Origin of the sequence: Mesorhizobium sp. WSM4884, from assembly GCF_029625675.1 — a bacterium.
GTDB lineage: Bacteria > Pseudomonadota > Alphaproteobacteria > Rhizobiales > Rhizobiaceae > Mesorhizobium.
Window position 1 is genome coordinate 265,762 of the sequence record NZ_JARTVO010000005.1, and the last position, 12,700, is coordinate 278,461.

The window sequence follows — 12,700 nt, forward strand, 5'->3', positions numbered from 1 at the left end:
CGTTACAGGGTTTTTCCAGGAATTGCAATAACCCAGCCTGAGAGCGACGACGCCCGCGACGATGCCGAGCGCGGCCGCGGCGCGCCAAGCCGTCATCTTCTCGCCCAGCGCCAGCACCGAGATCAGCATGGCGAACAGGATCGAGGTCTCGCGCAGCGACGCGACCGAGGCGATCGGCGCCTTGGTCATCGCCCACATGACGATCCAGTAGGCGGCGCCGCTGAGCACGCCGGTGAAAAGACCCGCCTTCCAATCGCGCGCCAGCACAGGCAGCGACTGCGGCCCGCGGAAGGCGACGCACAGCACCAGCGCTGAGAGCGCATCGCAGACGAACACCCAGGCCGCATAGCTTTGCGCGGTTGCCGAGAGCCGCGCGCCGATGCCATCGGAGAGCGTGTAGCTTGCGATGAAGATCGACGTGCCGAGCGCGAAGCCGACGGCCCGCAGATTGAGCCTTTCCAGATGCGCGCCGCCGCGAAACGACATCACCAGCGTGCCGATCGACAACAGCGCGATCCCGACGAGGGCGAGCGGCGCAGGCATCTCTCCGACAACGAAAATGCCGCCGAGCGCTGACAGCAGCGGTGCGGTGCCGCGCGCCAGCGGATAGGTCTGCGCGAAATCGCCAGCCTTGTAGGCGCCGATCAGGAATGTCCGATAACCCATGTGGAAGACCACCGAGGCGACGATGTAGGCCCACACTTCTGCCCTCGGCACCTCGGCGAAGGGAAGGACAAAGAGCGCGGCAAATCCCGTGCCGAGCGTCATCAGCGTGATCGACAGGAAGCGGTCGAGATGCACCTTGATCAGCGCGTTCCAGATCGCATGCATGGCAGCCGCCGTGAGCACCGCGAGGAAAACGAACAGCGTCATGCGCGGTTCACCCGCCCGCCAGGCCCGAGGCAATGCCTGGCGTTTCCAGATCGATATCGACCCTCAGCGGGAAATGGTCGGAAGCGACCTCGCCGATGTCGGCGCTCACCCTACGCACCCGCTCGGCCAGCATGCCGCCGACGAAGCAATGATCGAGCCGGCGCTTCGCCAACCTGCCATCGATGATCTTTTCATGCGTGTGGAAATCCGGCACCGGCTCGCTGGCGACAGCGGCGGCATCGACGAACCCGTCGATATAGGCCGCTCCGCGGTGATAGGGCGTGCCGCCGACGATGCGTCGGTACTCGGTGCTTCCCGGTTCCATGTTGAAATCGCCGAGCCAGATCGCGGCCAGCGGGCTTTCAGGCTCCGGCTCGCCATTGCTCCAGTTGCGCTGCGCCTCATCGTCGGCGCCGCTCCACGGACCACCGTCGGATGGCGCGCGCCGATGCTCGCCAAGCAGATAGTCGATCTGCTCCAGCCGCTCCTCCGCAGCGATATGCGCAAGGTGCAGCGACAAGACCCGCACCGGTCCCGCCGGCGTGCGGATCATGCATTCCAGCGCCGCATTGCGGGTGTTGAGCGGCCTCAGCGTGCGGCGCAGCGGCAGCGCATGCAGCCGCGACCAGACGATCGGCAGCTTCGACAGCACCATCGTGCCGAACTGCCGCCGGCGGTTGACGACACGGCCGTCGCGCCTTTCGCTGGCGTCCATGTCGAATGCCGGACCATAGACCCAATGATAGTCGGGCAGAAGCCGCGAGAGCATTTCCGGCTGATCTTCGGCATTGCTGCGCTGCCAGTGCCGCTCCACTTCCTGCAAGGCTATGATGTCGGCTCCGTCAATCAGCTTCGCGCAGCGCGTGAGATCGTAGCGCCCGTCGATGCCATAGCCGTACTGAATGTTGTAGCTGATCAGCTTCATTGATGAACCGGCTTAATATATGGCCACGCCAGTAGCGTCTCGGCGATGGCGTGGCAATGGACCGCGACGACGCTCGGGATGGTCCAGCCAGTACCCCGAACTGCCCCTTAATAAGTGGTCAGCGGCTGGAACCGTCCCGCCGGCGACGCGGCCAGTTCGGCCCAGTCGATCTCTTCTTCCAGCCGGTGATAGGCCTCGTCGCCGATCGTGCCGTTGCGGCGCAACTCCTCCAGAGTGTCGCGCTGGCGGTTGATGGCATAGAGGCGCAGCCGGTCGTATTCGGTCGCAGCCTGGGCGTCCTCCGGATTTTCCGCGATCGAGCGCTGAGCCTCGTACTGCTCTCGTACGACCGCAGCCGCGGCTGTCGTCTTGCGGCTTAGCACGTCGAGCGCGGCCTGCATGATGGCGACGCGTGCCAGGGCCACCTCGCGATCGATCGTCGTATCCCGCTCGAAATTGAGCCGGCGCAGCAGTGGTTTCAGGCTGATGCCTTGCAGCACCAGCGTGCCGAGCACGACCGCGAAGGCGGCAAGCACGATCGGGTCACGGCCGGGAAAGTCGGCCGGCAAGGCAACGGCCGCGACCAGCGTCACCAGCCCGCGCATGCCGCACCAGCCGACGAGCACGGCGCCGCGAAACGTCGGCGCATCCCGCCTTTGCTCTCCGCTGTCGAAGCGGGAAAATCGTCTCATGATGGCGACATAAGCCAGCACCCAGACGAGGCGCGCCACGATGACGACGGCGAGCACTGTTGCCGCGAAGAGAAATGCATCGCCTTGCCCATCGCCGGAGAGCCGGCCGACGATCGACCGTGCCTGCAGGCCCATTATCACGAAAGCCAGCACGTTGAGCACGAACACCGCCGACTCCCAGACCGAATAGGCGCTGACGCGGCGCCTCGCAGTCATACGGCGCGGTGCGGTGCGCGCGATGGTGATGGCATAGACGACGATGGTGATGATGGCGGAGAGGCCGATCCTGTCGGCGATGATCCAGACGGCAAACGTTCCGGCGAACTGCACCACCGTGCCGCTTGCCGCATCCTCGATGCGCGTCAGTGTCAACAGGGAGATGCGGCCGAACAGATAGCCGGCGGCGACGCTGCCGATCGTCGACAAAAGCACGACGGGGACAGCGTCTCTCAACATGACAGTGCCTAACGCTGCCGAAACTGCGATCCGGTAGATCAACAGCGCCGTGGCGTCGTTGAGCAGGCTCTCGCCCTGCAGGATGGCGGTGAGCCGGTGCGGCACCTTGAACTGATTGAGCACGGCGCTTGCCGCCACGGCGTCCGGCGGGGCGACGATGGCGCCGAGCGCGATCGCCGCCGCGACCGGCAGGCCAGTCATCTTCCAGCCGACGAAGGCGACGACCACGGTGGTGAAGACGACGGCTCCGAGCGCCAAGAGCGCCAACGACAGCCGGTAGCGCTTGAGGTCGCGCAGCGACGTGTCATAGGCGGCATCGAGAAGCACCGGCGCGATGAAGAGCGCCAGCGCCAGTTCCGGGTCGATCTCGATTATCGGTGCGCCGGGCAGGAAGGCAAGCCCCGCCCCGGCCAGGGCCAGGAGCGAGGGATAAGGCACCTCCAGCCAGCGTGACAGCGCCGTCAGCGCGACGGCAATCAGAAGCAGGATCAAGGTGACTTCGAACAGCGCCATGGCTTATCGTAGCGATGGAACCAGACATTTGGCACTGCAAAAAGTGAATGGTGAATGGGGCATCATCATAAGAATTCGAGCACGTAAAGTGCTCTCTTCGCTGACTACCATTCACCATTCACCATTCACCTCTCCTTAATGCAACACCAGCATGTCGCCCGACGAGAAGGAGATGTCCGCCTTCTCGCCGACGACGGGCGGCGGCGTCGCGGAGTTGTTGAAAGTGTCGAGCGAAACCGTGTTGCCGCCGATGCCGACGCGCACGCGGATGACCGAGCCGAGGAAATGCACTTCGGCGATCTCGCCCGACAGGCTGGTGTCGTGGCCCGGCTGCCGGCCCAGCGAGATCGCTTCCGGCCGCAGCGCAAGCGACAGCGTGTCGCCGGACTTCGAGCCGTTCAGTTTGCCCTTGAGCGAGACCTCCTGCGTGTTCACCTGAACCCTGCCCGAGGCGGCGTCGGTGACCTTGCCTTCCAGCACGTTGAGCGTGCCGACGAAATTGGCGACGAATTTGGTCGCCGGCCGGTTGTAGATCTCGAACGGTGTGCCGACCTGCTCGGCCTTGCCGCCATACATGACCGCGATGCGGTCCGAGATCGACAGCGCCTCTTCCTGGTCGTGCGTCACGAAGATGGTGGTGATGCCGAGCTTCTTCTGGATCGAGCGGATTTCCTCGCGCAGCGAAATGCGCACCTTGGCGTCGAGCGCTGACAGCGGCTCGTCGAGCAGAAGCAGCTTGGGCTTCGGGGCGATCGCCCGCGCCAACGCTATGCGTTGCTGCTGACCGCCGGAGAGCTGATAAGGATAGCGGTCGCCCATCTGCGGCAGCTTGATGATGTCGAGCATTTCGGCGACGCGCTTGTCGGCATCGGCCTTCGGCATGCCGGCCACTTTCAGGCCAAAGGCAATGTTCTGCGCCACCGTCAGATTCGGGAACAGCGCATAGGCCTGGAACACCATGCCGACATTGCGCTGGTTGGGCTTCAGCCTGGTGATGTCCTTGCCTCCGACGACGATCTTGCCGGCCGACGGCTCCTCGAACCCGGCAACCATGCGCAGCACCGTCGTCTTGCCGCAGCCGGACGGGCCGAGGAAAGAGACGAATTCTCCGCTTTCGACATCGAGATTGAAGTCTTCGACCACTGTCGTGGCGCCGAAGGATTTTCGCACGTGCTGGATGGAGAGGAACGGCTCAGCCATGGCTTTGACTTTCAGTTCGGGCGATTCGCCGATTTCGGCGCGAAACGCGAAAGGATCTGGATCAGCGACATGCAGCCCCAGGTGATGGCAAAAGCGATAATGGCGAGCGCCGCCGGCTCATAGGCGCGGTTGGCGCCGATGTTCTGCAGATATGGCCCAAAGGCCGGACGGTTGAGCAGGCTGGCCATGGTGAATTCGCCGATGACGATCGCGAAGGTCAGGAACGCGCCCGACAATACGGCAATCAGCACGTTGGGCAGGATGACCCGGCTGATGATCGTGCCCCAGCCCGCGCCTAGGATCTGCGCTGCCTCCGTCAGCGTGCGCACGTCGATGGTGCGAAGCCCGGTGTCGACGGCCCGGTACATATAGGGCAGCGACAGCGTCGCATAGCCGATGACCAGCAGGGCGTTGGTGGCGGTATCGTTAGCCAGGAACGGCAAAGGCGAATTCGAGCCGTACATCCTAATGTAGCCGAAGACGATGACGATCGCCGGAATGACCAGCGGCAGCAGCGTGATGAACTCGACGAGCGGCCTGATCTGCGGCAGGCGCAACCGGATCCAGTAAGCGGCCGGCACCACCACCAGAACGCCGAGGACAATGGTGAAGATGGCGGCGACGACTGAATACATGAAAGTGGCCTGGAAGCGGGCGTCGCCCAGCACGATCTGGTAGGCGTCGAAGGAATAGGCGCCGCGGCGCATGCGCATGGAAAATTCCACGGTCGCGATCAGCGGAATGAAGAAATAGGCCGCGCCAAGGATGAAAACGACCCAGGCCCAGAAGCGTCCGGTCTTCATTTCAGCCACCTCTCCGAGCGTGTCCGGAACCAGATGTAGAAGACATTGGCGAGGCCGGTGATGACGATCATCCCAAAGGCGATCGCATAGCCGAGATGTGCATTGTGAAGGACGTCCCCGCGTATCTGCGCGTAGAGCAGAATGGGCACGATATTGAGCGACGAGCCGGTCAGCGCGTAAGCAGTGGCGATCGCTCCGAAAGCATTGGCGAAGAGCAGGATGACGGTGCCGAGGAAGCTCGGCCAGATCACCGGGATGACCACCATGCGCCAATATTGGGCGGTGGTCGCGCCAAGCGTCGCGGCCGCCTCGCCCCATTCCTTCTTCAGCCCATCGATCGCCGGCACGATGATCACCACCATCAATGGGATCTGGAAATAGACATAGGTCAGCGTCAGGCCCCAGAACGACAGGATGTTGAAACCGTGCGCGTAGATGTTGAGCCCAAACAAGGTGTTCAGAATGACCGTGGCAAGACCGAGGCGGCCAAGCGTGGCGAGGAAGGCAAAGGCCAGGGGGACCCCGGCGAAATTCGACGCCACCCCGGAAAAGGTGAGTGTGGCCGACCTGATCCAGTTGGGCAGGCCCCCGCGCACGATTGCGACGGCGATGGCGAGGCCGGCAAACGCTCCGATCAGCGCCGAAGCCAGGCTGACCTTGATCGAGATCCAGTAGGCGGCAACGATATTTGGCTCCGACAGAGCGATGAGATTTTCAAGCGTGAACTCGCCCGCCTCGTTCTGGAACGCGCCCAGCATCAGGTAGAGCGTAGGCAGGATCAGGAACATGACGGCGAAGATGAAGAAGGGCGCGACGCCGATCCATTGCGTCGGCAGCCGCAACGCGCGCGCCTCGCTGGGCGGCGCGGTCTTTCCCGCGATGGCTTGATTGGAGAGCGAGAGGTCGGTCATGCGCCGGCTACCGTCTTCGAAGGGTTCCGGGCGGCCTCGAGGCCGCCCGGACATTTCTACAACTTACTTGACGTTGGCGCCAACAACGGCGTCCCAGTTCTTGGTGATCGCTTCCTTCGCCTTGCCCTGCTCGTCGAGCGTCGGGAAGACGGCCGACGCGTAAGCTTCAGCCGGCGGCAGCTTGGCCATCACGTCGGCCGGCAGCTTGCCCTTCTTGGCGAGGTCGTTAAAGCGGATCGGATGGCAATAGCCCTTCAGCCAGCCGATCTGGCCCTCGTCGGAGTAGAGATACTCGAGCCAGAGCTTGGCGGCGTTCGGATGCGGCGCATAGGCGCTGATAGCCTGCACGTAGACGCCGGCGACGACGCCGGTCTTCGGCACGACGACATCCACCGGCGGGTTGCCCTTCAGCGTGTCGCGGCCGGCAAGCGCATTGTAGTCCCAGGTGACCAGGATCGGGGTCTGGCCCTGGGCCAGCGTCGCCGGCTTGCCGATGACCGGCACGAAATTGCCGGCGGCGTTGAGCTTCTTGAAGAAATCGAGGCCGGCGGTGCCGGCAGCATCGCCCGCGGCCGCGCCGCCGGAAAGGCCGGCGGCGTAGACCGCTTGGATGGCCTGGTTCGAGGCACGCGGATCACCGGCGAGCGCGACGGTGTTGGCATAGTCCGACTTCAAAAGGTCGGCCCAGTCAGCCGGCGCTTCCTTCACGAGATCCTTGTTCACCAGGAAGGATAGCACGCCGTAATAGTCGCCGGTCCAGTAGCCTTCGGCATCCTTGGCGCTGTCCGGGATCGAATCCCAGGTCGACACTTTGTAAGCCTGGATCAGGCCGTCCTTCTTGGCGGACGGGCCGAACGACAGGCCGACGTCGATGACGTCGGGCGCCTGCGGGCCTTTGTTGTCCTTGTTGGCCTTGATCGCCTCGACCTCGTCGCCCGAACCGGCGTCGGGGTTGAGCTCATTGATCTTGATGTCCGGATACTTCGCCTTGAAGCCATCGATGACGGCGCCGTAGCCGCACCAGTCATGCGGCAGCGCGATGACCGTGAGTTCGCCCTCCGCCTTGGCCGCCTTGGCGAGATCGTCCAGCGAAGCCGCGGACGAAATCACCGTCGACGCGAAGAGCGTCGCGGCCGAAAGGGAAAGCACTTTCCCCGTGAATTTCAACATTTGTTCTCTCCGTTGAACTGACGCCATTGGACGCCTGCGATGCGGTATCGTTTTCGTGTGACAGCCAGATGAAACCTTTGTGAAACCGGCACCCCGCAGTACGAAAAAGTAAACTCTTTTTAACCGGTTGTAGCAATCGCCTCGCGACTCTTTTTCCGGCTAACCATTATCCGACTTGTCCCTTGCCCTGTTCCCCTTCCTTTCCCCTCGTTTCCAGATCAACTTTCACCGTCGGTACCCACTTCACACCGACCCGGCGATGGCATTATCGAGCAGCGTCAGCGCCGCCTTCTTGGTGAGCTTGACCGGGTTGCCGCCAGCCGTCGGGTCGACCACCGCCATGTCGGCGATTAGCGCCTTGCGCTTCTTGTCCATATCGAGGTCCTTGATCAGGCCGGGCAGCGCGTGCGGCACCTTGAGTTCCTTGCGCAGCTTGATGATCGCCTTGGCGAAACCCTCGGAGCCGCCCTTAATGCCGCAATAGGCGGCGAGCCGCGCAATGCGGTCCTCGATCGCCTCGCGGTTGAAGGCGAGCACATAGGGCATGAACACGGCGTTGGTCATGCCGTGGTGGGTGTCATAGAGCGCGCCGATCGGATGCGACAGCGAGTGGATGGCCCCCAGCCCCTTTTGGAAGGCGGCCGCGCCCATCGCCGCGGCGCTCATCATATGGGCGCGGGCGGTCAGATCCTTGCCGTTGGCGAAGGCCTTGGGCAGGTTCTCGAACACCAGGCGGATGCCTTCCACCGCGATGCCGTCGGCCATCGGATGATAGCCCGGCGCGCAATAGGCTTCGAGGCAGTGGGCGAGCGCATCCATGCCGGTGCCGGCGGTGATGAACGGCGGCATGCCGACCGATAGTTCCGGATCGGCAATCACGATCGCCGGCAAAAGTTTCGGATGGAAGATGACCTTCTTGGTGTGGGTCGCCTCGTTGGTGATGACGCCCGCACGCCCCACCTCGGACCCGGTGCCCGCCGTCGTCGGCACCGCGATGATCGGCGCGATCGCGTCGGAATTGGCTCTGGTCCACCAGTCGCCGATGTCCTCGAAATCCCACACCGGGCGCGTCTGTCCGGCCTGGAAGGCGATCAGCTTGCCGAGGTCGAGCGCCGAGCCGCCGCCGAAGGCGATGACGCCGTCATGCTTGCCCTTCTTGAACACCGCGATGCCGGCGGTGAGGTTGGACTCGACGGGGTTCGGCTTCACCTCGGAAAACACGCCATAGGGGACCTTGGCGTCGTCGAGGATTTTTAGCGTGGAGGCGACGACCGGAAGTTTCGCCAGGCCAGGATCGGTGACGAACAGCGGCCGCTTGATGCCTGCCGCCGCCAGCGCATCCGGCAATTCCCTGATGCGGCCGGCGCCGAAGCGGACGGTGGTGGGGTAGTTCCATTTGGAAATGAGCTTGGACATGGATTGTCTTTCGAAAAATCAGATCGCTTCACGCAGGTGGTAGGATTTCGGCCGGGTCAGATTGTCGTAGCCGATGGCCGAGAGCGCGGCGCCCTTGCCGGTATCCTTGACGCCGGTCCAGACCAGCGCCGGATCGAGATAGTCGCAGCGGTTCATGAACACGGTGCCGGTCTCGACGCGATCGCCGATCGCCACCGCGCGCTCGGTGTCGCGCGTCCAGATCGAGGCCGTCAGCCCGTAGGGGCTGTCGTTCATCAGCGCGATCGCCTCCTCGTCGTTGCGCACCTTCATGATGCCGACGATCGGTCCAAAACTTTCCTCGCGCATGACGCTCATCTGGTGGTCGACCTCGGTCAGCACTTCCGGTGCCAGATAGGGCGAACCCGCTCTGTCGTTCTCGATCTTCATGTTGATGTGCGCCTTGGCGCCCTTGCGCAGCGCCTCGGCCTTCTGCTCGCGGATCAGGTCGGCGAAGCGCGCCTGCGCCATCGGCCCCATCGTGGTGGCCTGATCCAGCGGGTTGCCGACGACGTAGTTCTTCGTTTCCGCGATGAAGCCCTCGACGAATTCGTCATAGACCTTCTCGTGCACATAGACGCGCTCGATGCCGCAGCAGCACTGGCCGGAATTGTAGAAGGCACCGTCGACCAGGTTGGCGACAGCATGGTCCATCTTGGCGTCGGGCAGCACATAGGCGGGGTCCTTGCCGCCGAGCTCGAGGCCGAGCGTCATGAAGGTGCCGGCCGCAGCCTTCTCGATGGCGCGGCCGCCGCCGACCGAGCCGGTGAAGTTGACATGGTCGATCTTGCCTGAGCCGAGCAGCCGCTCGGTCTGGCTGTGGTTCATTACCAGATTCTGGAACAGGCCCTTGGGCAGGCCGGCCTTGTCGAAGGCCTGTTGGAAGCGGTCGCCGACCAGCAGCGTCTGCGCCGCATGCTTCAAGATCACGGCGCTGCCGGCCATCAGCGCGGGCACGATGGTGTTGACCGCTGTGAGATAGGGATAGTTCCAGGGCGCGATCACCAGCACGACGCCGAGCGGCACCTTCTTCACATAGCGGCGGAAGCCCTCCTTCGGATTGGAGGCCATGACCGGCTTCAACGCGGCTTCCGCGATCTCGACCATGTAGTTGGTGCGTTCCTTGACGCCGCCGAACTCGCCGCCATAGCGCACCGGCCGTCCCATCTGCCAGGCGATCTCCGGCACGATCTCGTCAGTCATCGCAACCAGTGCCTCAAGCATCGCCAGCATGTATTTGCCGCGCTCGACGACCGGCGTCTCGGCCCACTTCTCCTGCGCCGCCTTGGCGCGCTCGACCGCTGCGTTGATCGCCTGGTCGCTCGCGACCGGCCGCTCGGCATAGATCGAGCCGTCGATGGGGGATTTGAGTTTTACGGTTTCCAATTAAACGTCTCCGGTTGTGTCTTAGCAGGCGATCGCGCGAACGTGGCCCTGGGCGGCATAAGCCAGAATGGCCCGATCTCGCGTTATGATTGTCAAATCGCGCTCTCTTGCAGTGGCGATGAGTATCCGGTCGACGGGATCGTTGTGGATGGCGCCTGGAAGATGGGACGCAGCAACAAGAATGCGCGCAGTGACGCCTTCCACTGTAACGGCCGCCGCCTCGACGAACTCTTCGAACCAGCGCTCCGGAGTCCTGATGGAGGGCAGCCTGCCTTTCGAGACCAGCATTCCGATTTCCCACGCTGACATGACCGAGACAGCGATCACACCGGTATTTTTTCGCGCGCGGTTCACCGCTTCAATCGCCGTTCTCGTGACCGGCTGCCGCGCCGACGACCAAAGCACGAAGCATGTATCAAGCAGCAACCCGTCATCTGTCATACACTTTGCCCCAGTCGGGATCCGCGGGGGCGGTGTAGTCAACATCGGGAAGCAGCTTCAGCGTTCCGGCCATGCACCCAAACAAAGGGTCTGCACCCGGAGGCGGCACGATATAGTCTTCGTTCGCGTCAGTATCGTTGAAATCCATATGCCCCTCCGCGAAACCCGGCCTGCTTTCCTGCGCGGCGCGAGGCTTGGCGTCCACCGGGGCGCCTGAGGAACCCAGATGGACCAATATCTCGCTCACCGGCTGATCGAAAATTTCAGCAATCTTGCGTATCTCATCGACTTGCATACGCCGTTCGCCGCTGAGGGTTCGCGACAGCGCGCTGTAGTGCATGCCCATACGGCCGGCCATGCTGCGCACCGTCAGATTGCGCTCCTTCATCTTGTTCACGAACCATGTCTTGTCGACACCATCTCTGCCTTCCGACAACGTCGCCTCCATGTTGCGGTACTATAATCGCAACATATTGCGAAAATAGCAACATCGTCAATATCGCTCGAAGCCTCGGTGCAGTTCCCAATCCGTGATGCGGCGGTCGTATTCGAACTGCTCCCAGCGGGCGGTGTGCACGTAGTGCTCGACCACGTCCTCGCCGAAGGCCTGCTTCAGCATAGCGGAGGTCGCCAGCGTCTCGGTGGCGTCCCGCAGCGTCTTCGGGATTTCGGGCAGTTGCGAGGCCTGATAGGCATCGCCGACGAACGGCTTCTGCAGTTCCAGCTTCTCGTCGATGCCGGCAAGGCCGGACGCGATCAGCGCCGCGAAGGCGAGATAGGGATTGAGGTCGGCGCCGCCGATGCGGCACTCCATGCGGATGCCCTTGGTGCCCTCGCCGCAGAGGCGGAAGCCCGCGGTGCGGTTGTCCTCGCTCCACATGATCTTGGTCGGCGCGAAGGTACCTGCCTGGAAGCGCTTGTAGGAGTTGATGTAGGGCGCAAGGAACCAGGTGAACTCCTTGGCGTATTTGAGCTGGCCGGCCGCCCATTGCTGGCCGAGGCTCGACAGCGTCCACTCCGCGTTTTTGTCGAAGAACAGCGGCGTCTTGCCGTCGGCGCTCCACAGCGAATTGTGGATGTGGCTGGAATTGCCGGCCAGTCCGTAATTGTACTTGGCCATGAAGGAGATGGCCTTGCCTTCGGAATCGGCGATCTCCTTGGCGCCGTTCTTCAGGATGACGTGGCGGTCGGCCATCTCGAGCGCCTCGGCATAGCGCACATTGATCTCTTCCTGGCCCGGGCCCCACTCGCCCTTGGAATTCTCGATCGGGATGCCGGCCGCCTCCATCTCGTTGCGAAGCCGGCGCATGACGCCTTCTTCCTTGGTGGTGATGCCGATCTGGTAGTCGCCGATATAGGGCGAAGCGGAATCGAGGCCCTGCCAGTGCTTCTTGCGGGCCGAATCGTAGGTCTCGTTGAACAGGTAGAATTCGAGCTCGGAGGCGAAGTAGCCGATATAGCCACGCTCCTTGAGGCGCTTGACCTGCTTCTTCAGGATGGCGCGCGGCGAGTGAGCGAGGTCGTCATGGTTATGGTGGTCGAGCACGTCGCAGATGACCAGCGCCGTCTTTTCCAGCCAGGGGATGCGCCGCAGCGTCGAAAGGTCGGGCTTCATGACGAAGTCGCCATAGCCCTTCGACCAGCTCGCCGCCTTATATCCGGGCACCGGCTCCATATCGATGTCGCAGGCCAACAGATAATTGCAGCCATGCGTCTCGCCATGCGCTGAATCGACGAAATACTGGGCCAGGAAGCGCTTTCCCGCCAGCCGGCCCTGCATGTCGACGATGCAGGCCAGCACGGTGTCGATCTCGCCCTTCGAGACCGCTTCCTTCAACTGATCGAACGAGAAATCCCCGGCCATTCCTTTGGCGCTCCAACACTTGTCGATTGAAA

Annotated in this window: 11 protein-coding genes and 1 pseudogene; all 12 read right to left on the reverse strand. The window is 63.1% G+C overall.

The features are described 5' to 3' along the window. Nucleotides 1-30: 30 nt before the first annotated feature. Nucleotides 31-873 (reverse strand): annotated as a pseudogene (locus tag P9236_RS10655) (EamA family transporter); the annotation flags it as partial. A 7-nt stretch (nt 874-880) separates the two neighbouring features. After that, entirely contained in the window at nt 881-1,798 is a 918-nt protein-coding gene (locus tag P9236_RS10660) for an endonuclease/exonuclease/phosphatase family protein (protein WP_278074576.1), read from the reverse strand. Nucleotides 1,799-1,905: 107 nt separating this feature from the next. Further along, a complete protein-coding gene (locus tag P9236_RS10665) occupies nt 1,906-3,459 on the reverse strand; it encodes a sodium:proton antiporter (protein ID WP_278074577.1) in 1,554 nt (517 codons plus the stop codon). Nucleotides 3,460-3,594: 135 nt separating this feature from the next. After that, complete coding sequence (locus P9236_RS10670; RefSeq protein WP_278074578.1) at nt 3,595-4,659, reverse strand: ABC transporter ATP-binding protein; 1,065 nt, start codon at nt 4,657-4,659, stop codon at nt 3,595-3,597. 11 nt (nt 4,660-4,670) lie between these two features. After that, complete coding sequence (locus tag P9236_RS10675; protein ID WP_278074579.1) at nt 4,671-5,462, reverse strand: ABC transporter permease; 792 nt, start codon at nt 5,460-5,462, stop codon at nt 4,671-4,673. Next, nucleotides 5,459-6,373, reverse strand: coding sequence for an ABC transporter permease subunit (locus P9236_RS10680; protein ID WP_278074580.1), 915 nt, complete (start codon nt 6,371-6,373; stop codon nt 5,459-5,461). The genes P9236_RS10675 and P9236_RS10680 overlap by 4 nt, the downstream gene beginning before the upstream one ends. Before the next feature lie 63 nt (nt 6,374-6,436). Next, complete coding sequence (locus tag P9236_RS10685; protein WP_278074581.1) at nt 6,437-7,543, reverse strand: ABC transporter substrate-binding protein; 1,107 nt, start codon at nt 7,541-7,543, stop codon at nt 6,437-6,439. A gap of 243 nt (nt 7,544-7,786) precedes the next feature. Beyond that, nucleotides 7,787-8,959, reverse strand: coding sequence for an iron-containing alcohol dehydrogenase (locus P9236_RS10690; protein WP_278074582.1), 1,173 nt, complete (start codon nt 8,957-8,959; stop codon nt 7,787-7,789). An 18-nt stretch (nt 8,960-8,977) separates the two neighbouring features. Further along, nucleotides 8,978-10,363 carry an aldehyde dehydrogenase family protein gene (locus P9236_RS10695; protein WP_278074583.1) on the reverse strand — a complete coding sequence of 462 codons (1,386 nt, stop codon included), beginning with the start codon at nt 10,361-10,363 and terminating at the stop codon, nt 8,978-8,980. Between the two features lie 21 nt (nt 10,364-10,384). Further along, nucleotides 10,385-10,804 carry a type II toxin-antitoxin system VapC family toxin gene (locus P9236_RS10700; protein WP_278074584.1) on the reverse strand — a complete coding sequence of 140 codons (420 nt, stop codon included), beginning with the start codon at nt 10,802-10,804 and terminating at the stop codon, nt 10,385-10,387. Then, the gene (locus P9236_RS10705) at nt 10,794-11,240 is read right to left on the reverse strand and encodes a helix-turn-helix transcriptional regulator (RefSeq protein WP_278074585.1); all 447 of its coding nucleotides are present in this window, start codon (nt 11,238-11,240) and stop codon (nt 10,794-10,796) included. Before P9236_RS10705 ends, P9236_RS10700 begins: the two co-directional genes overlap by 11 nt. A gap of 57 nt (nt 11,241-11,297) precedes the next feature. After that, nucleotides 11,298-12,668, reverse strand: a complete 1,371-nt coding sequence (locus P9236_RS10710) for a glutamine synthetase family protein (RefSeq protein ID WP_278074586.1) — start codon at nt 12,666-12,668, stop codon at nt 11,298-11,300. Between the last annotated feature and the right edge of the window lie 32 nt (nt 12,669-12,700).